We start from the raw sequence: 24,100 nt of genomic DNA on the forward strand, positions 1-24,100 counted from the left end.
TAAATTAATCAACAGTTTAAGTAAACGGTGTGAAAATAATCAGTTAATGATAAAACGTGATCCGATCATGAAAATTGTAATGAAATTTGGAGGAACTTCCGTTGGGGACGGAAAAAAAATCCGTCATGTTGCCCAACTTCTGAAGAGGTATCATGAAGAAGGCAACCAGATCGTGGTAGTAACCTCGGCACTCGGTGGAGTAACCGATGGGCTTCTGGAAAATGCACTATTTGCCTCAACAAAAGGCAAAGTCACCCTTGTGAAGGAGTTTAAAACAGAAATAACAAACAAACACCATGAAGCCGTGAAGGATGCCATTGATGACCCCACAGTAGCAAAAGAAGTTATCCAGACTCTTGACCTTCGAATTGATGAGCTCGAAAAAGCGTTGATTGGAATCTGTTATCTTGGTGAGCTTACTCCAAGGTCAATTGATTACATTTGTTCTTACGGAGAACGCCTGGCTGCTCCGATTGTGTCAGGAGCTATCCGTTCTCTTGGAATAGCATCGACCGAATTCACAGGTGGAGAAGCAGGGATTATAACATCATCGGATTACGGAAATGCTAGGCCTCTAGAACAAACTTACGAACTTGTAAAAAAGAGGCTTGGGTGCAGACTCGAGTCACAGATTGCTGTAGTCACTGGATTTATAGGAGAAAATGAGGATGGGATTATTACCACTCTTGGAAGGAGCGGGTCTGACTTCTCAGCTTCTATCCTGGGTGCAGCTTTGAAAGTTGATGAGATCTGGCTCTGGAAAGAAGTAAGCGGGATCATGACTACTGATCCGAGAATCGTGCCAGAGGCAAAGACTATCCCGCAGATTTCTTATGCCGAAGCCATGGAACTCTCTTACTTCGGAGCAAACGTGCTGCATCCACGGACGATTGAGCCTGCCATGCGTGAACACATTCCTGTACGTGTTAAAAATACTTTTGAACCTGAGTTTCCTGGCACACTTGTAGTTTCGGAAAAGTTCCAGTGCAAACATGTTGTAAAAGCCGTAAGTCTGATTAAAAATGTGGCTCTTATCAATATTGAAGGTGCAGAGATGGTGGGAGCAGTCGGGACTGTAGCAAGGCTCTTTACGGCGCTTGCAAAAGCAGGCGTTAATGTTGTTATGATCAGCCAGGGCTCTTCCGAATCCAATATCTCTTTTGTAATCAGTGAGGCACACATCGAGCCCGCTTTAAAAGCTCTCCATGAAGAATTTAATCGGGAAATCGTAAGGGAAATCACTTCAGACAGAAATGTCTGCGTAGTTGCAGTCGTGGGTGCAGGTATGGCAGGGACTCCAGGCGTGGCAAAAAGAGTCTTCGGAGCGCTTGGGAACTCAATGATTAATATTATTATGATCAGCCAGGGCTCTTCTCAGTACAACATCTCTTTCGTAGTGCGGGAAGATGATGCATTTGCCGCAGTCAAGACTCTACATGATGAATTTGAATTATACAACGGAAACGGAATTAAAAAACCGCTATAATGCAGGCAGGGAGGGGCAAAAAATGAGCGAAAAACACTTAACGTATGCAGATTCAGGCGTAGATATTAAAAAGGAAGAAAAAACCGTCAAAACCCTTATTGAAAAACTCAGTTACGTTCGAAAAGGTATAGGAGCTCCCCTTACAGGAATAGGGCATTATGCAGGGCTTCTGGACTTCGGAGAATATGCCCTTGCCCTGACAACGGATGGGGTAGGTTCAAAAGTTCTTATTGCAAACGAAATGCAGCGGTGGAACACAGTAGGCATAGACTGTATCGCAATGAATGTAAATGACCTTCTGGCCATAGGGGCCGAACCCGTAGCCTTTGTAGATTATCTTGCCCTGGAAAAGCACGAAGAAGGTTTTGCTGCTCAGATAGGAGAAGGGCTGGTAAAAGGTGCGGAAATTTCCAGGATGTCAATTGTCGGTGGAGAAACCGCAACCCTACCTGAAATAATTAAAGGTTTTGACCTTGCAGGTACATGCCTTGGAATCGTCAGGAAAGATCAGATTGTCGAGGGAGAGAAAGTAAAGGTAGGCGATGTGATTGTAGGTGTCCCGAGCACAGGCGTCCACAGCAACGGCTATACCCTTGTAAGGAAAATCATTGAAGAATCAGGATATTCTTACCATGATCTCTGCCCCTATGACAGTTCAAAAACAATCGGAGACGAGCTCCTGACTCCAACAAGAATTTATATTGAGATTCTTGATGTGCTGAAGGCATGTGAAGTCCATGGGCTTGCCCACATAACAGGTAGCGGACTTTTGAAACTAAGAAGAGTGACAAAACTCGGCTTTGATTTCTACGATCCCCTAGAGCCTCAGGAAATCTTCAAATTCCTCCAGAAAGAAGGGGGAGTCGAAGATCTTGAAATGTACAGAACCTTCAATATGGGCATGGGCTTTCTTATCATCTTGCCGGAAAAAGATGCTGCAAAAGCTGCAGAAATTACCGGCGGAAAAATCGTAGGGAAAATTGTAGAGAGCGGGATCAAGATCAAAGACTTGGTAATAGAGTGAAAATGTACAGGATTCTGTAAAAGATCGATTAGAGTGAAAATGTACAGGATTCTGTAAAAGATCGATTTTGAAAATCAATTTAGAGGGAGAGTAAATTTTTCTTCCTCTATGTTGAAATCTATTCTCCTCGATGTTGAAATCTTCTGTTTCCTCAGTACTCCTCGATGTTGAAATCTTCTGTTTCCTCAGTATTGAGGCACTTTTCCTAGGTTTAAGGTATTCTCTTATTAGTATTAAGACCTTTTTTCCTCGGTGCTGAGATTTGCTCCTTAATCTTGCCATTCCAGCTTTTTAGATTTTATTTTTTCCACATATCCCCATAGCTGGTCAGAGGTGACCTGGAACTTTCAGTAGATTTACTTTTCTTCACTGTAGTTGTTGCCTTTTCTTTTCCTGTCTCCCTGAGCCGATTGATCTCTTTTATGCTATCCTCATTGTCTATGCTCAGGACAAAGCTTCCGTGGCAGGGCTTTGTATAGGGGAAGACCAGAGCATTTCCCTTTGCGCCAACTGCAATGGGAGGTATTCCTATTATATAATAATCTTTGAAAATTTTGTAGCCAGGAGATACGTAGTAAACCTCGTCCGAGTTTTCCTCAATATATTCTCTGGCTTCTTTGAAGCTTATCCTTTGCAGGTGGATTGTGTACTTCATTTGCTCGATACAGCTCATTTGACGATCTCCTCCATCACCTTGTCCAGTTTGTTCTTGAGACGAGTGGGATTGTGAGCATCCTGTGCAACGATCTTTTCACAATCGAATTCTATTGATTCGGCCAGTGCCTCGGCGTTCCTGCCAAAGACTATGGAATACATCCTGGCCTGAGAAATGGAGCTCATAGTCGTTGCATAAGTCATTCCGGCATCGTTATGCATAAAAGCAAAGCACATGTCGAAATCCGTTCTTTTTTCAATGATATCTACTATAGTTTTGTCGAGATCTATCAGCTTTTTTACATAATAGCCGTCGAAATCGGAGACTTTCAAGAGCTTGCTTGCGGCAGCTGTCCCGGCAACGGTTACATCAAATCCCAGTTTGGTCAGCTTATGGGAAAGATATAATGCAATGCTGGTTTGAATCGGAATCTCTGGACATCCCATCATGAGGAGCACTTTTGCGCCGGTCATAATATTTCATCTCTGAGGTATTTTATATTTAGAAATGGAGTATAGGTTAATTATAAAATTCAATTTTTGCAATTAAGATTTCTGCGAAGATCTTTGAAACCAGAAAAACATTTGAGTGAGAATATTGAATTCAGCGTATGTTCTATGCGGCCAAGTTTCAATTTTCTAAGTCCAATTTAACCATTCTTATTTTATCAATAATCTATATATTAAATTGTTGACACCAGAATTAAAACTATTTGACATTGAAGTTGAACCTTCATCGAAGTTAAACTTTTATTCAGTTCATTGTGTTCCAGACAAAAGAAACAATAAGAGTACAGAAATATTGGAAATAAAATTAAAAAGAATTATAGAGAATCTTTTGTTGTTTTTTCAGAATGAAATGTCTAATATATCATTCCTTTATATTTTAATGTATAAATTTAATTAGTAGTCGATTAAGGATTAACGATTACAAGGGTACTTTGGAGCTGATAAAAGAAAAAGCATGAAAGGTACGAAAATGGCGTGCTTACGAGAATACAGGTATGAGATTCTCCTGAAAAACATAACTCTCAAGGAGTGCGAGGACTGCATAAAGAGGTGTTCTGAGGAAGTATACTTAGTACCTGGGGGGTATAAAGTAAAAGGTATCATCTTGCTTGGTATAACTGCTCCTGTAGGCTTTTCAGGAGACGATATTGTATTCCAGTTTACAAAACCCTGTTTCGGTTTCTTTGTAATCAAACTGAAAAACGAAGTAGAAGAAATAAAGAAACTAAGGGACCAGTATAAAAAGGACAAAAATGTAAAAAAGATTAAATGAAGGGTAATAGAAAATTGTACCTGTAGCTGCTTATTTTCCCTTAAAGTTTTTTTATGCTTATTTCCAGTTTTTTGCTTTAATTTTATCTCAGGCTTTTACCTTTTTTGTACATGCAACCCTGCACTCAAAGAATCCAGCTGCAGGGAGCTCATGTATTGTGGTTGCAACGATCATACCTTCTCCGATTTCTTTTACGACCATTATAGGCCTGCCCTTATCATCATTTAATACTACATCAGCATCGGTTTCCGTGAAGTAACCGTCACATCCTGCAGGGAGGGTAATATTTTCCACAAGTTTCTGGGCATCATGCTTACCCACAGGCTGAGGAGTACACGGGTTTTCTTCCATTACATATTTCAAAGAAAAAGGAAGCCACTCATAATCATATTCCGGGACAAGAGGACTAAAAACAAGAAGAGTCCCCCCTTTTGTCACAAACTTTTCAAGTGAACGTTTGCCACGTTCAAGTCCCACACCTGTTTTCGTATAATGTTTATTTGCAAAACCTGTCGGCAGGATCATAATCTTGCAAGCAGGAAGATAGGGAGTACCAAGAGAAGTTGAGAGCGCACGAGTACATTGAAGCCCGTATTCCACAAACAATTTTTCAAAAAGAAGAGGGCAATCCCATAGCAAAATTACGTCACTCATGGAAAAGGATAGGAGACTCCCACATATGAATTTATCCATCATAATGAATATTAAGTAATCAAGAAAGTGAGGATTCAAGATTAATTATTCCACAGAAACATCGGTTGAACCAAGGTTTTTCCCGAATTCGAACAGGATCATATGGGGGCTAGTTGTGACTGTAAAAGAGTAGTCAATTGACTTGAGAATATTAGAATAATATTTTGTAATAGATTCACATACTTTTTTGTCAGAATAATCATGAATAAGTTTCACATATTCTCTGCTCTTTTCAGTGCAAATTTCGATATCACTTCCTATACTGTCCGTCAGGTAAATTTCTTTGAAAATCATGATATGCTCAGCAAGGGTAAAGGCTGTAGGAGGCCTGCCTGTAATTAACTCAAAATTTCTTGTCACTTCAGCCACGGATGGGAGATTCCCTGAAACAAAAGCCTCGAAAGTCTTTCTTTGCATGCTGAGCCGTTGGTAATTCTGCTGCCTGTAGGCTTTGATAAGGTTTTTCCAGAATTTCGGCTTTTTTTGAAGTTCTTGGAAAGTGCTCTCCATAAATCCGAAGTGTTCCTCAAGCCCTTTAGGAACCTTTTGAAAATTAAGGAACTCAAACCTTTTAAAGTAGACCTTTGTTACGTTTGATCTGCAGAATAAACCCTGAACATCCAGTTTCATCTGTTTTGCAAGATAAAGAGCCAAGCTATGAGCCATAATTCCCCTGAAACAGGAATTCCCGTTTGATAGAGTAAGGCTTGCAGTTTCCGGCTCTATGTCCTGACTGTACTCCGCATCAACCTTAATGTTCCAGCCCATTTTCTCGTTGAGCGAATTTATATAACTGACAAGATCAGGGATTCGTTTAATTTTATAAGGATTTATTATTTCATATACAGTTGCTTCGTCGATCGATAACCCTGAAGTCCTTTTAATAAGCCATTCAAGCAGAGTATGATGAACAAGCAGGAATTCATCTTCCTGAATTAATTTATTACGAAATTCTGCATCCTGTGAAACCTTACTTGAGTCTTTTTCTCCTTTATCACAGGTCCTTCCAGCCAGAGCGAGAGAGGCAGTTTCGATAGCATCTCTTATTGCCGCACTTAAGTTTCCATTATTTTTCTCCAGAAAGGGCTTTAATTTATCCACATAACACTGATCAATAGAAATATTTTTTCGGATTATCAAGCGGATTCCCTCTCCTGTCTTCTTGAGACTGTGAGCAGCTCAAAATTCTTGATATAAGCACATTTTCATTTTCGTAAACCCGATAATAGATTGTTGCTTCTACTTCTTAATATTTTTGCTAGAATTGAAAGCCAAAAAATGCATGTTGAACTAAAAAACTTTAAAAATTTCGGAAAAAAAGTAGTTGCATTAGAACGAAAAATGAAAATGAATAGAAAAATCAAGAAGTAAAAAGTAAAGATAACAGAATAATAATTCACATTATGTAGATAAATTTAAAATGTAGAAAAAATCTTGAAACCAAAGATATTCAGGAGAACATTGAGTATTAGAGAGTAAACAGTATTAAGACGCCCCTGCAAACTCAAAGATAATGAGATTTGATATTGTTCTGACCTCGAATGCGTAGCCTGCGGCCCGGAATACTTTTGAGAAAAGCTCAACCAATTTGAGAATAACCTTTTCGTCGGAAAACTGATGTCTGATTTTTAAATACATATTCCCGCCTTCACTGGTCCTTTCAATCTCACTTGCGAGCTGGGTGACTGAGATTACTTCATCACAGATAACAAACAGCTCGGAGAGAGGGATTTCCCAAATAGCTTTACCTGTAAAGGTTTCAAAAAAGCTTGTTATATCCGGAACTCCACCTGAGAGGAAAACTTCAAATGCATCTTTATTAAGGTTTATTCTCTCATATCTGTGTAGCATATACCTTTCCACAAGAGTTATCCAGAAGTCGGGCCTGCTTTTGATCTCTTTAAACGTATAATCTAGAGTTCCAAAATTTTTCCTGATCCCAGGAGGAATTTCAGTATCAGATTTATAATCCTTAAGAAAAATCAGGATAGAGTTAGATTTGCGTTGGACAAAAGAAACATCAAAACTCAAGTAACGGCCAAGAAAAATAGAGAGTGCTTCAGCAATAAAGGCTCTTAAACTGGGCTCTCCATGCTCAAGCATTATTACTTCAGTCTTGTCTTCCTCCCAATTGATTAGAGAGGCTTCAATTCCCCAGCCGTGGTTCGTACTGCGTTTATTCATATATTCCAGAAGTTCTGGAAGGCTTTTTATTCGATAGGGGTTAAAAAGTTCACTTACGAGTTCGTCAGCAACTAGAATCCCATTCGTATTTTCAATAAACCATCTGAAGGAAAGCTGACTTATAAGTATACATTCGCCATTTTCAATCAAATTATTTCGCATTTCAGGATACTTTGCAGAATCCTCTGTGAAATATTCCAGTGCATCCTCTACAGACTCATGTCCCTCAAGAGCTGCATCTGCAAGCTCGATTGCATCCCGGATTGCAGCACTTAGATTTCCATTATTTTTATCCAAGAAGGGCCGAAGTTTTTTAAGGTGTGTATCCTCCATGGATACATTTTTACGAACCAAAAATTGTTCCCGCCTTTTTTAAATTAATTTTTGAAAACAGCCTCACAGTAAAGGAGACGCGGCTGAGCTTAAAAGTATATAGAGATTTAGTAGATCCACCCTTATATATAAATTGTTATTTTAATTTCAGCGCCATATCTGAAGAAATTTTTCAGTTTCTTCGTACAATCTCCACGAGAAGAAAAATCAAAAATTATAAGTTTCGATACCTAACTTAGGCTAAACTTATGCCAGCCAGCTTCAAAAACACTGGGATTTCCAGAAGAGGGTGAAGCATCTGAAGATGAGTTTCATCAAGGGAAATATTTTTCGAATCAACACATCCTCAATTTGTTTTTAAAACCCCGCTCACTCAGGAGTTTAGCTTATCGATTTTGCTTAAAATGTTTTAATATAAATATTTTATTGTTTCCTTCGAAAAATATAAATTGATATAAATTTCCTGCAGTAAGGCCCCAGGAAATCCAGATAACCGGAATGGCTTTAAGGTCTGCATATATTACGTACTGCTATGAATTATGACACTGAAAGACTTGCCAGAGTCCGCATGATAGCAGACTACCAGTTTGGAAAAGGCACCGGAAAAGAACTTTTCCCAGATGGCTCAACATTCCAGTTATCCAGGACAAAAAGAGTACGTCAGGTCTTACACTCCGGAAAACGTATAGCCACAGCAAGAGCAAAAGATGGCTTTTTTACCCTCAGTATTGAAGGAGCTTCCATCGTCCACAGGCTTTTGCCAGGAAAAAAGCTCAGGGTCGTTGTCTCAGAGGAAGCTGCTCCTTTTGTGGAAAAAGGTAAAACCGCTTTTATAAAACATGTAATTGAAATTGATCCTGAATTGAGAGCCGGAGAAGAAGTGCTCGTGACAGACGAGGCTGACAGACTGCTTGCAACAGGGCAACTGCTTCTATCTCCAGCAGAGATAATGGCTCTTAATAGTGGCGCAGCCGTGGATGTAAGAGTAGGAGTGGCTTCGAAAAAAGAAAAGTGAATCTAAAGCTTCAGAAAACTTATGGAGATATAAAAAAGGTACATCAAAAGAGAAATAAGTGTTAAATTTTATGCTAAAAATTACAACTTTTTAAGTTTTACGCAAATTTACATATAGTTAAATATGATATAAATTGCTGCTTATATTGCTGAAATATTCTTATAATGAACGAATAAAATGAATAAGAATATATCATAGATAGTAATTTTTGAATGAATGCTATTCGGAAAAAATGGGTTTTTAAAAGCTCAGTTTCAATCTGAAATCCAAACTTTAAAAGATACAAGTTTCAAGAAATAAAGTTCCAAGAAATAATAGTTTCCCGGAGAGTGAGCACTATTCCAGAGCCAGAACAGATTCTAAAATACTTCCTGGTTCCAGATGATACCAGAATCGAAGCAAACATGATTACAGTCAAGGGAGACGTTATTGTCGGCGATCACTCTAATATTGACTACAGCATAATCGGCGATTCTGTTATTATGGGAGAAGGAGTGACTGTCTCCGGAGATATCGAGGCAAGTAACGATATCAGGATTGACATGTGGTCGAAACTGGGGAACAGGGTAGAGGTCGGGAGAAATGCCTACCTAGGAGAATTTGTAACCATTGACGGGAAGCTGCTCGTACAGGGAGATTTGGACGTAGGAAAAGAAGTTAAAATCCGGGGAGGATTCGAAGCCAAGGGATGGATAGTGGTAAGGAATCCGGTCCCTGTAATTATTTTTCTATTTCTTTATATAAGGGAAATGATGCGTCTCGGCAAAGGAGAAGAAATTGAAAAAGCCGTAGAGGAACTTTTTGATGATTCCGAGGACACGCAAGGCCTTGAAGGAAAAGAACCCAGTGAAAATGTAATGATAATACCTGCCAGCGCAAAGTTTTCCTCTGAAACTATTGAGGTTACCGGGGAAGCCGTTATTGGGGACAACTGCCTGATAATAGGGAATATTAGGGCACAGACTGTCGATACAGGGGAAAAACTGACCCTCAAGGGAAGCATTTACTCAGAGGGCAAGATCTTCGTTGGTGAAAATAGCACTGTCTATGGCAATCTCTATTCAAAAGGAGATGTTCAGATTGGCAGGAACAGTAGAGTTTTCGGTGGAGTAAACGCTAACTCGGTCTTACTATATGAAAACGCAAGGGTAGATGGTACAATAAAAGCACCTTCAGGAGTATCTTTCTTACGTGATGCTGCAGAAAAGCCTGTTCTTGCAGAAGTCAATGCTTTAGGGAAATTAATTATGCGCGAAACTAATGAATTGCCCGAGAATGAGCCAAAGGATGCAACAGAAAATGAGCCTAAGGATAAACCCGTAAAACCCCTTAATATGGTGGAAATAGATTCACCTGTCAAGCAGATTGTGAAAGCAAGTAATATTTTTGTGCCTGGTAGAAAAAGAAAAACTGCCAGAACTCGGGCCCTGGAAAGAACTAGACGTTTCGCAGGGTCCAGAACTTATAGAAAGGAACAGAAGTCCGGAGAGTAATTTGAAAGTGATTAATCCGGCTCGGGTCCGTTCTTATTCCTTTGATTCCCAGGAAACTCCGTAATTTCCCCTGACCATAACACTTCTGAATTTTCATTCAAGATCTGGCGAATCTTATCCTGCAGGGTGTGAGCTAATTCCTCAGGGAAAGAATTGCGGAAAATTTCTTTTTTGAGAAGAAGCAGTAACATTCATAGGGAATCAGGGAATTATCTGAATTTCGTAGAGGACATAGCAGAATTCAACTGTGTAATTCAACTGCCACTCTTCAGATCCTCAAAGTAAAAGACTTTCAAAAATTTAAACAATACATTCATTTAGAACGATACGGCCTCCAGATTTAGATATAACTCAAAACCAAACTTGAAACTCAAAACCAAACTTGAATTCAAAAATATTCATCCTTTAATTCGTTAAACATTCCAATCAGTTTAAAGTAGCAAATTTCATGAAGGGATCCAATTGACAGAGAATGTTATAGAGCCTGAAAATTTACAGGCTACAGAGCCTGAGAATCTGCAGGCGAAATACGATTCAATTGTAGAAAAAGATTCAAAATATGTAATGCAGACCTATGGGCGTCAGCCCCTTGTACTCTCAGAAGGAAAGGGAGCAATTGTCAAGGACATTTACGGAAAAGAGTACATTGACTGTGTAGCAGGAATTGCAGTAAACAATGTTGGGCACTGCCACCCAACAGTTGTCAGGGCAATCCAGGCCCAGGCTGAGAAACTGCTGCACGTTTCTAACCTCTATTATACTGAAATTCAGGCCGAACTCGCAGAAGCCCTGGTCTCGGTTACAGGTATGGAACGCGTTTTTTTCTGTAATTCCGGGGCTGAAGCCGTGGAGGCTGCAATGAAACTAGCCCGTCTGGCTTCCGGAAAAAGCGCCTTTGTAGCTGCTGAACACTCCTTTCACGGCAGGACAATAGGATCGCTCAGCGTAACCCACAAGAGCATGTACAGAGACCCTTTCATGCCGCCTGTGAGTTCCGAGACTACTTTTGTCCCGTACTCCGATGCTGATGCTATCAGGCAGGCTATTTCGGAAAACACGGCTGCAGTGATCCTTGAGCCCATTCAGGGAGAAGGCGGGGTTAATATCCCGGATCCTGAATACCTCAAAGAAGTCAGGGAAATCTGTGATGAAACTGGAACTTTCCTTATCTTTGACGAGGTGCAGACAGGCTTTGGAAGGACAGGCACATGGTTCTGTAAAGAACAGTTCGGTGTGGAACCCGATATCATGAGTATGGCAAAAGCAATAGGTGGAGGCGTTCCAATGGGTGCTATCGCGGCTAGGGACGGGCTCAGCTTTGGGCGTGGACAGCACGCTTCTACTTTCGGAGGCGGGCCACTTGCCTGCGCAGCTGCACTCGCTTCGATTGAGGCAATTAAGGAAGAGGGCCTCCTTAAGCGCTCAAAAGAAAATGGGGCTTATTTCATGGGAAAGCTCAGGAACATGGACAGGGAAGATATTGTAGATGTCCGCGGGAAAGGGCTCATGATAGGAGTTGAGATAAAATATCCCTGCAGCAAATTTGTGGATTTTGCAAGGGAATATGGAGTACTCATAAATTGTACTTCTGACTCGGTGCTCCGTCTGGTTCCTCCACTTGTGATTACGAAAGAACAGATCGATACGGTAGTTGATGTTCTTGAGCAGGCCTGAACTGATAAAAAAAGAAATCTTTGATATCGCAGAGTACGTTCCAGGGAAATCCATAGAAGAAATAGCTTCTGCCTACGGGCTTGATCCGGCTTCAATCATCAAACTCGGCTCAAACGAAAACCCCCTCGGGCCCTCTTCAAAGGCTGTTCAGGCCCTGGTGGACACCGCTCCCTGTGCAAATATTTACCCTTCAGCAGACGCGATAGAACTCAAGGAGGCTCTCTCAAAATACACAGGCTTCCCGATTTCAAACCTCATAGCCTCAGGACCAGGAATGGACGGGCTTCTAGATGGGCTTTGCAGGCTGATTATTGAAAAAGGAGACGAAGTCATTGTCCCTACTCCGACTTTTGCCTATTACGAGCTTCCGGCACGAGCATGCGGAGGAAAGCCGGTCTTTGTAAGAAGAAACCAGGATTTCTCGATTGATCCTGAAAAGCTTCTGGAAGCCGAGTCCAGCAGGACAAAAATAATCTTCCTATGCTCTCCTAATAACCCTTCAGGCAACCTCCTTCCCGAAGCTGATCTGAGGAAAATCCTTGAAAATACCAGGGCTCTTGTATTCGTTGACGAGGCATATGTTGAATTTGCTGACAGGAACCTTGCAGGGCTTGTAAGGGAATATGATAACCTTGTTGTGGGCCGAACCTTTTCTAAGGTATTCGGGCTTGCAGGCCTGCGCCTGGGTTACGGGATCATGCCTGAGTGGCTGGCAAAAGAGTATATAAGGGCAGCAACTCCGTTTTCAGTAAGTCTTCCGGCTTTAAAAGCAGGAGTAGCCGCCCTTTCGGATGCTGAACACCTGAGAAAGAGTATAGAAATCGCAAGACAGGGCAGAGAGTATCTTAGAGAAAAAATTTCTTTTAAGATTTATCCTTCCCAGGCAAACTTCGTACTTGTGGATGTTGCCCCCTTGAAAGCAAAAACCGTTACACAGAGCCTCATGAAAAAAGGAATCATTGTACGTTCCTGTGACTCATTCAGGGAAGCTGGAGATACTCTTATCAGGGTAACGGTCGGGACTCCGGATCAAAATGAAAAAGTTATCAGGGCTTTTGAAACAGTAAAGTGTGAGGTTTAAAAACCTCTATTTCTTTACTTTAAGTTCTACTTTTTACATTAAGTTCCATTTTTTATATTAAATTCTACTTTTTATTGAATTATACTTTTTATTAAATTCTACTTTTTGTATTAAGCTCTGTTTCCTACTTTACTATATTGTCCAATTTGATCCATATTTTTCCATATTTTAACACTTTGGTCTTTATTTTAGAGGCTATTTATCTTAAACGTTTACCTCTTCGATTTCTATAATTTTCATCAGCGGATAACTCAGTTCCGGGTCGTATTCCATTCCGACTTTTATCCTTGAAGAGTCGTATCTTACAGTGATTTTTACTTTAAGCATAGGCCCCTGAAGTTCAGAATAACCGAATTCGTCGTTCAGCTTGCTTCTCAACATATCCCTGTCGATTTTTACGGAAATATCTTCCACATAAGGCTGGACTGAAATGCTTTCCTGGATAGCCTGCTCAAGGCTTGAAACAGTGTTCAAATTTACAGGAGAGCCCGTAAATTGGTGATAAAGAGCTCCTAGTTTTATTCCTGCCTCAAAAAGTGCGTTATCTCTGTCAGTTACTTTTTCTTGAACCAAATAAATCACTCCCTTCGGGAACTCATAGTGTATGTCTCAGATAAACTGGTTTTATTACTTTTCTTTCCCTGCTCTCAGTCCTTTATTTCGATATTCCTTACTACCCAGGTTGCTTAATAGAGGGACCTTGAAAAAGGGAGAGAAAATGTACGTCAACATGAGGATAAAAGGTAGGATCGAGAAAATCCGCATATATTCGACATTATACAGGTAGAGAAGCATTGTTATCCCGAAAATGGAGGCTATAAAAGCGAGAACCCTGGCATTCCTGATCTTCGGATAATTTACTGAACTCACCATAAGAATAGAAAGACCAAGGGTCAACGCTAAGAGGAAGTCTATTTTGACAAGGTTTTCGCTCAGTAACATGTATGTAACAAGCATAACGCATCCTGCAGTTATTGGAAGACCTTCAAATCCCGTTTTACTGGAAGCCATGGAATTGAAGCGTGCAAGCCTGAGTACTCCGCAGATAGCATAAAAAGCCGGAAATACCGCAATAAGAGGGTCTTGTTCTCCGACAAGAGGATTTATTTGTCCGAACTGCAGGTATACGAGAAGAGCCGGAGCCACCCCAAAAGAAACCGCATCTGCCAGGGAATCAAGTTGTTCCCCGAGTTCTCCTCCTTTAAATCGCCTGGCTATGTACCCATCCGCCCCATCTGCAATTGCTGCGATAAGAAGTAAGATCAAAGCAAGGGCAAAACCATCCTGGGCTGCCGCCGTTTGGAATGTGGCAACCTGGACTGTAGCCTGAGCAGCTACCGCAATTGAGCTAATTCCACAGATAAGGTTCAAAAGAGAGACCAGGTCCGGGAGTCTTAACATTTGAAATACGTTCATGTTCAAAAATCCCTGTCATTTTTTATTGTCGCTATAACGGTTTTGCCTGCAAGTACCCGCTCTCCTTTCCGTACTATAATTTCGAAGTTGTGAGGGATTGTTACGTCAACTCTTGACCCGAAGCGAATCATTCCGATACGCTGTCCCTGCTCGATACTATCGTTTACTTGAGGATAGGAGACGATTCGTCTGGCAATTGTGCCTGCAATCTGTATGACACTGACATCCCCATACTTGCTGTGAATAATAAACTCGTTCCTTTCGTTTCTTTCAGAGTCTTTCCAGTAAGCAGGAAGATATCCGCCTTTCTTGTAAGTTATTTCCCTGATCGTTCCCGAAATCGGAGCTCTATTTACATGTACATTCTGGAGAAACATGAAAATACAGACTTTCCGGCCTCGAATGTCTATGACAGTACCATCGGCCGGTGAAATCATATAAGTGTCCGAAACTTCTACCTTTCTTTCAGGATCTCTGAAAAAAAGAACCATAAAGAAAGTCATTGCCATTGCTATGTAAGCAGCGTAGTTTAAATTGGAGCTGTTCATTGCCTTGGAAAGGATGGCAAACAGTGCAGTAACAAGCGCAGCGGTAAAAAGCCAGGGTTCCGATCCTTTTGCAAGCATTGACCTCAGTCTCCTCCAGACTTGCGCAGAAGGGATCTCAATTCTTTAGAAAATATGACCCAAAGGCCATCAATCATTTCAAACAATTCAGGCAGAATCTGGAGTACTACATATGAAATTATAAAGAGGGCAATACCTGAACCTGCCTTTGCAATATAATTATGCGCAATTATAAAGCTATCAGCCCCAAACCATTGCTCTCCATAAGCAACTACCACGAAAATGTCCCTGATAAGATTAAGTATATAGATCACTGGCACTGACACGATAAAAGCCATAGCCAGGCGGTTAAGGGGAGCTCTTACTGCACCTATAAGACCCATAAAGAGAGCAATGCTTTCAATTGCCGTACAGGCAAGAATAATCTCAACTGTATATCCGTTAAGTGTAATCATATTCCAGGCTTTCATGTATGCAGGGACGTCGAAATATTGGAGAACCCAGAAAACCTGAGAAGTAACTCCTCCTATAATCCAAGTGTTTAGAGAGTCAATATTCGCAAACGGGAAATAGACAAGAGCTCCTAGTGCACTGGCACTTGTAAGCATCGAGGTTACGTCAAGAGAATCAGCCTCACCCTGGGCTGATGTTGAATGCAGTACCTCTCTATTATTTCTTATTTTTATTGGGCCTTTTCTGTACTCCAGAAACATGATGTACGCTACAAGTAGACAAAATAGGGTTACTACTATTGTTAGGAGCACATTGGCATAGTCCATGATTTTGAGATAATGGAGAGGCTGATAGCTCCAGTGGATGGAAAATACGCCCCATCCAATCCCTCCGACAAGTTTACGAACCCTGAGAGTTCTGGGGATGACGGATGACGTAACCATTAACCCGACTGCGAGCCATAGTATACTTTCTATCATTTTTCACGACCTCTTTTGCCAGAGTAAAGTTTAGTTCTGAAGATTATCCTGTTTCTGAAAGCTAAGAAAGTCTCTGGCAAGTTATGAAGTTTCTGGAAAGTGACGAATGAAATTATCTAAATAATTAATAGATTTTCATATAAATCTAGTAAGTTCGTTAGTTCATAGTCTAGTATTTAGGAACTCAAAGGTTATGGATTTTACTTCCCATATTAATGAGATATAAAAATATTACCTCCGTTAAGATATTGATAGAGAGTGGTTAAGCCTGTAAATAAGATAATAGATTCCTATTATAGAAGAATAACGTCACAAACAGAACGTTACAAAATGTTCTAATATATATAAAAGTAAAGATTGAGAGATTTCAGAAATAGGAAATAAACTCCTGTTTCTATAAAAGGGAAACATTTAATAGAAGCAACCGCATAAGGGATTTTTCTGCGTGATAGAAACTAGACTTACAATGTCAAAATTGAAATAAGATGAAGAATTTCTACGTTATGCACAATACTAATATTATTCTATTCTGGCGTTCTTGCCAAAAAAGCTAATTCAAAAGGGATTGGTGGCGGAAAAAAGATCTCCCGGAAAGGAAATGCGAAGGCGTTTTATGAAACCTCAAACTCCTAGTTTAACCGTTGATACCATAATCCTCTTTAAAAACAGGCTTGTACTCGTGAAGAGAAAGAATCCCCCATATCAGGGAAAATTTGCACTTCCTGGCGGTTTTGTAGAGATCGGAGAAAGTACCGAAAAAGCAGCAGCTAGGGAAGCTTTTGAAGAAACAGGCCTTTCTGTAGAGCTTATCAAACTTGCAGGGGTTTATTCCGATCCTCACCGCGACCCCAGAGGACATACAGTTTCTGTATGCTATCTCGCAAAGGGATTCGGAGAGCTAAAATCAGGATCTGATGCGGAGTCCGTTGATCTTTTTGAGCTTGATTCTATTCCTGAACTGGCTTTTGACCATAATAAAATTATAAACGATGCAAAAAGTGATATTAATGCAATTCTGTCCCAAATGTAAAAGTATGATGTTTCCTAAAAACGGTAATTTTGAGTGTAGAAAATGCGGAAACATAATACCAATAAAAAATGATGAAAAAAGTTTTGTTTCTAAAGCTAAGATTGATGACCGTGAAATCGTAGTTCTGGAAGGGGAACAGACTTCAGGTCTACCGACAACAAATGCAAAATGCCCAGAGTGCGGAAATAATACCGCAGCCTGGTGGCTCAGACAGCTTAGGTCTGCTGACGAATCCGAAACTCGCTTCTTTAAATGTACGAAATGCGGATTTACTTGGAGAGAATACGACTGAAATTGCTCTTCTATCAACTCTTGAAAAGCACACATTTCCCGGAAAAGTAGATTTATCAGGCTACAGCTTCCTTTCTGCCTCAAGCAGAGCCTGAAGCCATCCTGTTTTCTGACCAAGATTTATATAGTTGCCGGGAGTTTGAATCTAATGATTTTTCCGATTCCAGAAACCCATTTAACCTTATTCGGAGAGCTTACTCTTCAAATAGAGTGAGAATTTCCGAATCTGTAAAGGAATTTATATCTCAAGAGTAATAAAGAGTCTAAGACTTAAATTTATTTATTGGAGAAGAATTATGTTCAAGGCAGCAATTAATGCAGAGCTTCTGAAAGATGCGGTTGCCGCACTGGCTGTAATTGTAGATGAGGTTAGATTCAAGATAAAACCTGAAGGTATTTCGGTAAAAGCCGTTGATCCTGCCAATGTTGCAATGGGAATTTTTGAGCTTGGATCATCAGCTTTCGATGAATATGATGCTGATGAATGTGAAATCGGAGTCGACCTGAACAAGATTATGGACCTGCTGGGAATTGCAGATAAGAACGACACAGTCCAGATGGAACTTGAAGAAGGGAATCATAAACTCCTGATTGATGTCGGAGGGCTGTCTTATACACTTTCTCTTCTCGATCCTTCTACTATTAGGGCAGAACCAAGAGTTCCCCAGCTCGAGTTGCCTGCCAAAGTCGTCCTGAACGGTGCAGATCTCAGACGTGCTGTGAAAGCTGCAGAAAAGATAAGCGACCATATGCTTATGGGAGTTTCTGACGATACTTTTTACATGGAAGCAAAAGGCGATACCGACCAGGTTCGTTTGGAGATGGGCAGAGACCAGCTAATTGATCTTAAGGCAGGTGAAGCCTGTTCTCTTTTCTCTCTGGACTATCTGACCGATATAGTCAAGCCCACAAACAAAGTAAATGAGGTTACTCTCTCCCTTGGAAAAGACTTCCCAATACTCATAGATTTCGAAATTGCAAACGGTGCAGGAAGGATTTCTTACCTCCTGGCTCCAAGAATTGAGTCGGACTGAGATGGACGAGGAACACATAGCTCTTTACCCATTTGCTTCAGAAGTATCTGCTTATGTAGAAAGCCTTGGAGTTTCGTTAGAGAGTTTACTTAACTCTCCAGCCTTTCGGAGATCTCGAGCTCGCGGGATGGAAAGAGTAATGCAATCCATCGAGGGAGAGATTGAAAAATCGCTGACAAAAGATGAAAGCTGGCTTCTTTCCGAAACTCTCTCTTATCCTTTTGCTCAAATTCTGGTCGCTTGCGTAGATGATCAGTTATTTACCAAGCGATATGCCCTTAAAGAGGCAGAAGCAGCCTTAAAATGGCTCGAAAAAGAAAGTACTGATTTTTTGCTTGAATTTGGGGAAGATTTTGGGATTCAAGCAGAAGCTGAAGAATTACATTTCAGTATGCATTTTGCAGATTATATACGCTTCTCTTCTTCAATAAGGGAACCCATATGGAAATTAACAAATAGACAACTTAAATCCGGAATGGTCGTAGTTACGAAAAAGGACTTCGTAAGACTTCTTCAAGAAGCGATCAAAGAAAGAATAGAAAAATCGTTTCCTGCTCCTAAAATCCCTTCTGAAATCTCAAGTTTCTGCGCTCCTTATGTTGCTGAAATAAAAGACCATTTTGAGATACACAAGAAAAAATTCGGAGCAACAGACTTTGGCGCAGTGGAACCAGAACTCTTTCCCCCCTGTATATCCCATGCCCTTGCAAACGTACAGGGTGGAGTGAACCTTGCCCATTCTATGCGTTTTGCCATGACTTCCTTCCTGCTCAGTGTAGGAATGTCAGTGGATGAAATTCTTAACCTCTTCAATGTCTCTCCTGATTTTGATGCGGAAACTACCCTTTATCAAATAGAACATATTGCAGGCGCAACAGGGAATATATACAAGCCTCCTGCGTGTGATACGATGAGAACCTATGGCAACTGCATAGGAAGAGACAGATTGTGTGAGAAAATCAATCATCCTCTAGCGTATTACGAGAAAAAATTATATCTAAAAAATAGAGAAAAGGAAAAAGGAAAGGAAAAACAGGAAGAAGAGGAAAGAGGAAAGGAAAAACAAGAAGAAAAGTAAAGGGAAAAGAAAAGGCATAAAATCAGATATTTTATAATTATAAAAAGATATATATTAATTATACTCTTTTAATATTAATTATTGACTTGATTGGTACAAGATCAATCTCCTTTAAGGATAGCATCAAATTCGTGCGGGAGTCACGCATTTGATGGCATTTATGTTGTTTTCTAAAATTGTTTGCGTAATCTTCTTCGGAGGCTTTTAATGCCACTTGATCCTATCTGCAAGAAAATAATATCTGAGAATACTGAATATTTTTCGTACTATGGGGGAAAGAGCTATTATTTCTGCAGTCCCGAATGTAAACAGAAATTCGATGCTCTAGAAAAAAGTGTAATCCGGCTCAAGCGAAATCTTAGCGAGAAAGAGAGAATTTCCTTTGGAAAATTAAAAAAGGACATTATAAAACCAGGTATATGTACGCTCTGTGGAGCCTGCGCAGCAAGTTGCGAGTATATAACAATAGAGGATGGCGCACCAAAGCTGGTAGGGCCTTGTAAAGCCTGTGGGGTCTGCTACTACCAGTGTCCGAGAACCATCACCACAGAAGAGGGACTTATAGGAAGTTTTCGCTTCTCATATGCAGCAAGATCTGCTATTCCCGAAATAAAAGGACAGGATGGTGGAGTTGTGACATCCTTGCTTTTGTACGCCCTTGATGAGGGATTGATTGACGCTGCCGTGGTCACCACCCACTCAAAAGAGGAAACCTGGAAACCTGTACCGATAGTTGCGAAGACAAGGGAAGAGATCCTTGAGAGTAGCGGCAGTATTTATTCCCACTCAATGACGCTTGAAGCTCTTATGAGTGCAATTAAGCAGGGAATGAACAGCATTGCCTTCGTAGGGACAAGCTGTAATATTGATGCAGTCACTAAAATGCAAAAAAGTTCCTATGGATTTCTACATCTTTTCATGAGAGCAAAGGTTCTCAAACTCGGGCTCTTTTGCATGGACACCTTCTCCTATGAGGGAATTAAATCAGTACTTGAAAGTTATGGAATCACGCTGGAAAACGTAGATGCCATGAAAATTCGGAAAGGAAAGTTTGAGGTTACTCTGAAGGACGGAAAACAACAAATTTTTGAACTCAGTGAGTTTGACGAATATAGGAGTTCTTCCTGTCGTTTTTGTACGGATCTTACCGCCGAAAATTCGGATATCTCCTTTGGTGGAGTTGGCAGCCCCAGAGGCTGGACTACAGTCCTTGCTCGCTCAGCCCTGGGATACGAAATATTCAACGAAGCCGTAGACAGCGGCTACATAGAGGCTAGAGATCTTGCCGACAATGAACTTGAAAAAGTACTCAATCTCGCAAAAATGAAAAAAGTCCAGATGTACGATCTTAATAGAAGACAGAAAAAGTAATAACAAGTGCTAATGCACTGCTGCCATCACATCCAAATTAAAGTTACCCATAAATCAACACTCTTTAGCAAAAAGAAAATGTACCGTCCTCCCAAGATGGAACTTGGGTAACAATTGGGAGCGGAAACGAATGCAGGGGGAGATGAATATATATTTATCCCATTAACCTGTTTCTATTATGAAGCAACCAATAGCATTCTATTCGGGATCATTCTATTTTTGAGGAACTTTCATGATCACAAAAGAAGATGTAGAACACATCGGCTGGCTTGCTCGCATTGATATCAGCGAACAGGAAACCGTCGAATACATGGAAAAACTTAATTCAGTGCTGGGATACTTCGGACAGATTGATGAATTGCCGACCGAAGATGTAGCTCCCACTTATCACGTGGCTGAGATTTATAACGTATTCAGGGAGGATGTGGTAGAAGAATCCCTCCCACAGGAAGTCGTTCTTGCAAACACCGAACACAAACAGGATGGAACTTTCAGGGTTCCGAAAATCGGCTGAGGAGGATTTTTGATGGCAAAATGGATGAGTGTTGCACAGGTAAAAGAGAAAATAGAAGAAAGTTCAGCCGAAGAAGTAACAGCTCACTACCTCGAAGTTATAGAAAAAAGCAAAATTAATGGTTATATAAAAGTCTCTGAAAAAGCCCTTGAGCAGGCAAAGAAAATTGATGCTGAGGGACATGACGGCCCTCTTGCAGGCGTGCCAATTGCAATAAAGGATAATATTTCCGTAGTCGGACTGCCAAACAGCTGTGGTTCGAAAATTCTGGAGGGCTATGCTCCACCATTCAATGCTCATGTTATCGAAAAACTTCTTGCTGCAGGTGCTGTAATCCTAGGAAAAACCAATATGGATGAGTTTGCTATGGGCTCTTCTACGGAAACCAGCTATTTTGGGCCGACTGCAAACCCCTGGGACCTTGAAAGAGTACCTGGCGGGTCTTCCGGAGGCAGTGCAGCAGTTGTTGCAGCAGGAGAAGCTCCTTTTTCTCTCGGCTCGGATACAGGGGGATCCGTACGCTGCCCTGCAGCTTTCTGCGGAGTAGTCGGGCTTAAACCAACATATGGAGCAGTTTCAAGGTATGGAGTAGTGGCTTATGCAAACTCTCTTGAACAGGTAGGACCTCTTGCAAACAATGTAAGAGACATTGCAGTGCTGATGGATGTTATAGCCGGCTACGACCGCAGAGATTCCACTTCAATTGACAGTAAAACCGAATACCAGAAAGCCCTTGTCGAAGATGTAAAAGGACTCAAAATTGGTGTCCCGAAAGAGTTTTTCGGAGAAGGCATACATCCAGACGTTGAGAAAGCCGTATGGAATGCCATACACAAATATGAAGACCTTGGAGCAACCTGGGAAGAGGTCTCTATGCCCCACATAAAGTATGCCCTTGCTTCATATTATATCATTGCAATGAGTGAAGCTTCTTCAAACCTTGCCCGTTTCGACGGAACACGTTACGGACTTAGAGAGAACGGCGAAAACTGGCATGCCATGGTTTCGAAGACAAGAGCTGAGGGCTTTGGGACAGAAGCGAAAAGAAGAATTCTCCTTGGAACCTATGCTCTTTCAGCAGGATACCATGACAAGTATTATTTAAAAGCCCTGAAGGTCAGGACTCTTGTGAAGCAGGACTTTGATAGTGCTCTTTCAAAAGTTGATCTCCTTATGGCTCCAACTATGCCGAACCCTGCTTTCAAAATAGGAGAAAAAATTGAAGATCCGCTTACCCTCTATCTCTCGGACGTAAATACCTGCCCGATTAACCTTGCAGGTGTACCCTCAATTTCCGTGCCTTGCGGCTTTACGGACGATCTTCCGATAGGGCTTCAGATAATTGGCAAACCCTTTGACGAGCCTGCTGTACTGCATGCAGCATACACTTTCGAACAGAATACCGATTATCACACAAAGAGACCTCCGGAGGTGGCATAAATGGTCTATGAAAACCCTGACGGGGTAAGAATCGGGCTTGAAATCCATATTCAGCTGAATAAGCTTAAAACCAAGATGTTCTGCGGCTGTTCTACAGACTATCACAATGCCGCTCCCAATACTCATACCTGTCCGGTTTGCCTGGGCCTTCCGGGAACACTGCCTGTGCTGAACAAAAAAGCAGTGGAAGCAGCAATTAAAGTGGGGCTTGCCCTTGAGGGAGAGATTGCAGAAGAGACGCAGTTCCACAGGAAGAACTATTTCTACCCTGATCTTCCCAAAGGTTTCCAGATCACCCAGTACGATTTCCCAATCGTGAGCAATGGAAAAGTCGTAATTGAAGGAGAAGATGGGGAACATGCGGTAGGGATTACAAGAGCCCATATGGAAGAAGATCCTGGTAAACTCGTGCACATCGGAAGTATAGGGAAATCAAAAGGTGTTCTTATCGATTACAACAGATCGGGAATGCCTCTAATTGAGACAGTTACAGAGCCCGATATGCGCAGCCCCAAAGAGGCAAGAAGGTTCCTTGATAAGTTCAGGAACATCCTTGAGTATCTGGACGTTTTTGACGGAAACCTGGAAGGAGCAATGCGTGTGGATGCAAACGTTTCGGTCCACTGGGGTACCCGTGTTGAGATCAAAAACATTTCCTCTCATAAAGGAGTTGAAAGAGCTCTTCTCTATGAGATCATGCGCCAGAAAAATGTGATCCGACGTGGAGGAAAAGTCTCACAGGAGACTCGCCATTACGACGAAGGCCGGGGCGTAACACTCTCGATGAGGACAAAAGAAGAAGCTGAAGACTATCGCTACTTCCGCGAACCCGACCTCATGCCTATGCAAATTACAGATTGGATTCCTGCAATTAAGGAAACTCTGCCTGAACTTCCGGACGCAAAACGTTCCCGTTTCATAGAGCAGTACGGAATTACGGACATGCATGCAAAATCTCTGACATCAAAGATTATGCTTGCCGATTTCTATGAAGACGTCTGTGCAGAGGGCGTGGACCCAAAGATTGCAGCAACATGGACGGCTGATGTTTTCCTTGGGGAATTAAATTACCGTGACCTTGCAATCTCTTCTTATGACGGGAAGAAGATAAGTTTCATCCATGCAAAAGATCCGAAGATAAAGAACTCCTTTAAAGTTTCATATATGGTAGAACTGGTTAACCTCTTTGCCGAAGGTAAAATCAGTGACAGGGCTGCCGTTGAAGTAATTCGAACCATGCTGGACACTACGGAGGAAAAGACTCCATCCCAAATTATTGAAGAAAAAGGCCTTTTCAAAGCCGAAGACGATCTGGTGACTAAAGCAATTGCCGAAACAATCGCCGAGAATGAAGCGGCAGTGCAGGACTATCTTGGAGGCACGGAAAAATCCCTGAACTTCCTTGTAGGACAGGTCATGAAAAAGACAAAAGGTACGGCTGATGCAAAAACGACACGCGAACTGATAATTAAAGAGCTGAAAGGGTAACCCTGCAGGGTTCACCTTTTA

At 41.3% G+C, this 24,100-nt stretch carries 24 protein-coding genes; 15 read left to right on the forward strand and 9 right to left on the reverse strand.

Annotation, left to right across the window (positions count from 1 at the left end):
* The first annotated feature begins 67 nt into the window (after nt 1-67).
* Together BP861_RS15545 and purM are read left to right on the forward strand one after the other, a co-directional pair.
* On the forward strand, nt 68-1,486 hold the full coding sequence (locus BP861_RS15545; RefSeq protein WP_292376919.1) for an aspartate kinase: 1,419 nt from the start codon (nt 68-70) through the stop codon (nt 1,484-1,486).
* 22 nt (nt 1,487-1,508) lie between these two features.
* Nucleotides 1,509-2,510: a phosphoribosylformylglycinamidine cyclo-ligase gene (gene purM / locus BP861_RS15550; RefSeq protein WP_292376920.1), complete on the forward strand. Its 1,002-nt coding sequence runs from the start codon at nt 1,509-1,511 to the stop codon at nt 2,508-2,510.
* Between the two features lie 298 nt (nt 2,511-2,808).
* Here the strand turns inward: purM and BP861_RS15555 are convergent, their stop codons facing one another.
* Entirely contained in the window at nt 2,809-3,183 is a 375-nt protein-coding gene (locus tag BP861_RS15555) for a DUF1894 domain-containing protein (RefSeq protein WP_292376921.1), read from the reverse strand.
* A complete protein-coding gene (locus BP861_RS15560) occupies nt 3,180-3,638 on the reverse strand; it encodes a DUF1890 domain-containing protein (protein ID WP_292376922.1) in 459 nt (152 codons plus the stop codon). The genes BP861_RS15555 and BP861_RS15560 overlap by 4 nt, the downstream gene beginning before the upstream one ends.
* Before the next feature lie 505 nt (nt 3,639-4,143).
* Between BP861_RS15560 and BP861_RS15565 the strand changes: the two genes are divergently transcribed.
* Nucleotides 4,144-4,446: a DUF1894 domain-containing protein gene (locus BP861_RS15565; RefSeq protein ID WP_292376923.1), complete on the forward strand. Its 303-nt coding sequence runs from the start codon at nt 4,144-4,146 to the stop codon at nt 4,444-4,446.
* Nucleotides 4,447-4,533: 87 nt separating this feature from the next.
* Here the strand turns inward: BP861_RS15565 and BP861_RS15570 are convergent, their stop codons facing one another.
* From BP861_RS15570 to BP861_RS15580, 3 genes are all read right to left on the reverse strand, one after another.
* On the reverse strand, nt 4,534-5,100 hold the full coding sequence (locus BP861_RS15570; protein WP_292376924.1) for a hypothetical protein: 567 nt from the start codon (nt 5,098-5,100) through the stop codon (nt 4,534-4,536).
* 84 nt (nt 5,101-5,184) lie between these two features.
* Entirely contained in the window at nt 5,185-6,279 is a 1,095-nt protein-coding gene (locus BP861_RS15575; protein WP_292376925.1) for a hypothetical protein, read from the reverse strand.
* A 345-nt stretch (nt 6,280-6,624) separates the two neighbouring features.
* Nucleotides 6,625-7,677 (reverse strand): hypothetical protein, encoded by a 1,053-nt coding sequence (locus BP861_RS15580; RefSeq protein WP_292376926.1) that lies wholly within the window; start codon nt 7,675-7,677, stop codon nt 6,625-6,627.
* A gap of 511 nt (nt 7,678-8,188) precedes the next feature.
* On the opposite strand from BP861_RS15580, the gene BP861_RS15585 reads away from it, so the two are divergent.
* The 4 genes from BP861_RS15585 (at nt 8,189) to hisC (ending at nt 12,919) form a co-directional block, all read left to right on the forward strand.
* A complete protein-coding gene (locus BP861_RS15585; RefSeq protein ID WP_292376927.1) occupies nt 8,189-8,671 on the forward strand; it encodes a PUA domain-containing protein in 483 nt (160 codons plus the stop codon).
* A 329-nt stretch (nt 8,672-9,000) separates the two neighbouring features.
* The gene (locus BP861_RS15590) at nt 9,001-10,164 is read left to right on the forward strand and encodes a hypothetical protein (protein ID WP_292376928.1); all 1,164 of its coding nucleotides are present in this window, start codon (nt 9,001-9,003) and stop codon (nt 10,162-10,164) included.
* Nucleotides 10,165-10,626: 462 nt separating this feature from the next.
* Complete coding sequence (locus BP861_RS15595) at nt 10,627-11,838, forward strand: acetylornithine transaminase (protein WP_292376929.1); 1,212 nt, start codon at nt 10,627-10,629, stop codon at nt 11,836-11,838.
* Nucleotides 11,819-12,919, forward strand: coding sequence for a histidinol-phosphate transaminase (hisC, locus tag BP861_RS15600; protein WP_292376930.1), 1,101 nt, complete (start codon nt 11,819-11,821; stop codon nt 12,917-12,919). Before BP861_RS15595 ends, hisC begins: the two co-directional genes overlap by 20 nt.
* A 204-nt stretch (nt 12,920-13,123) precedes the next feature.
* On the opposite strand, the gene BP861_RS15605 is transcribed toward hisC, so the two are convergent.
* The 4 genes from BP861_RS15605 to artA are packed head-to-tail and all read right to left on the reverse strand — an operon-like array spanning nt 13,124 to nt 15,833.
* Complete coding sequence (locus BP861_RS15605; RefSeq protein WP_292376931.1) at nt 13,124-13,492, reverse strand: dihydroneopterin aldolase family protein; 369 nt, start codon at nt 13,490-13,492, stop codon at nt 13,124-13,126.
* Between the two features lie 54 nt (nt 13,493-13,546).
* Nucleotides 13,547-14,335, reverse strand: a complete 789-nt coding sequence (locus BP861_RS15610; protein WP_292376932.1) for an archaetidylserine synthase — start codon at nt 14,333-14,335, stop codon at nt 13,547-13,549.
* 2 nt (nt 14,336-14,337) lie between these two features.
* Nucleotides 14,338-14,961, reverse strand: coding sequence for a phosphatidylserine decarboxylase (locus BP861_RS15615; protein ID WP_292376933.1), 624 nt, complete (start codon nt 14,959-14,961; stop codon nt 14,338-14,340).
* A 5-nt stretch (nt 14,962-14,966) separates the two neighbouring features.
* Nucleotides 14,967-15,833, reverse strand: coding sequence for an archaeosortase A (gene artA / locus BP861_RS15620; RefSeq protein ID WP_292376934.1), 867 nt, complete (start codon nt 15,831-15,833; stop codon nt 14,967-14,969).
* 613 nt (nt 15,834-16,446) lie between these two features.
* Here artA and BP861_RS15625 point away from each other — a divergent pair.
* The 8 genes from BP861_RS15625 (at nt 16,447) to gatB (ending at nt 24,079) form a co-directional block, all read left to right on the forward strand.
* Complete coding sequence (locus tag BP861_RS15625; RefSeq protein ID WP_292376935.1) at nt 16,447-16,863, forward strand: NUDIX hydrolase; 417 nt, start codon at nt 16,447-16,449, stop codon at nt 16,861-16,863.
* Nucleotides 16,841-17,155, forward strand: coding sequence for a transcription factor S (locus BP861_RS15630; protein ID WP_292376936.1), 315 nt, complete (start codon nt 16,841-16,843; stop codon nt 17,153-17,155). Before BP861_RS15625 ends, BP861_RS15630 begins: the two co-directional genes overlap by 23 nt.
* Nucleotides 17,156-17,450: 295 nt before the next feature.
* Nucleotides 17,451-18,188 (forward strand): DNA polymerase sliding clamp, encoded by a 738-nt coding sequence (locus BP861_RS15635; RefSeq protein ID WP_292376937.1) that lies wholly within the window; start codon nt 17,451-17,453, stop codon nt 18,186-18,188.
* 1 nt (nt 18,189) lies between these two features.
* Complete coding sequence (gene priL / locus BP861_RS15640; RefSeq protein ID WP_292376938.1) at nt 18,190-19,266, forward strand: DNA primase regulatory subunit PriL; 1,077 nt, start codon at nt 18,190-18,192, stop codon at nt 19,264-19,266.
* 207 nt (nt 19,267-19,473) lie between these two features.
* Nucleotides 19,474-20,637: a Coenzyme F420 hydrogenase/dehydrogenase, beta subunit C-terminal domain gene (locus tag BP861_RS15645; RefSeq protein ID WP_292376939.1), complete on the forward strand. Its 1,164-nt coding sequence runs from the start codon at nt 19,474-19,476 to the stop codon at nt 20,635-20,637.
* Nucleotides 20,638-20,869: 232 nt separating this feature from the next.
* Nucleotides 20,870-21,151 carry an Asp-tRNA(Asn)/Glu-tRNA(Gln) amidotransferase subunit GatC gene (gatC, locus tag BP861_RS15650; RefSeq protein WP_292376940.1) on the forward strand — a complete coding sequence of 94 codons (282 nt, stop codon included), beginning with the start codon at nt 20,870-20,872 and terminating at the stop codon, nt 21,149-21,151.
* A 12-nt stretch (nt 21,152-21,163) separates the two neighbouring features.
* Nucleotides 21,164-22,591, forward strand: coding sequence for an Asp-tRNA(Asn)/Glu-tRNA(Gln) amidotransferase subunit GatA (gene gatA / locus BP861_RS15655; RefSeq protein ID WP_292376941.1), 1,428 nt, complete (start codon nt 21,164-21,166; stop codon nt 22,589-22,591).
* Entirely contained in the window at nt 22,592-24,079 is a 1,488-nt protein-coding gene (gene gatB, locus BP861_RS15660; RefSeq protein ID WP_292376942.1) for an Asp-tRNA(Asn)/Glu-tRNA(Gln) amidotransferase subunit GatB, read from the forward strand.
* Nucleotides 24,080-24,100 lie beyond the last annotated feature (21 nt).

It is taken from the genome of Methanosarcina sp. UBA411, from assembly GCF_002495725.1.
GTDB lineage: Archaea > Halobacteriota > Methanosarcinia > Methanosarcinales > Methanosarcinaceae > Methanosarcina.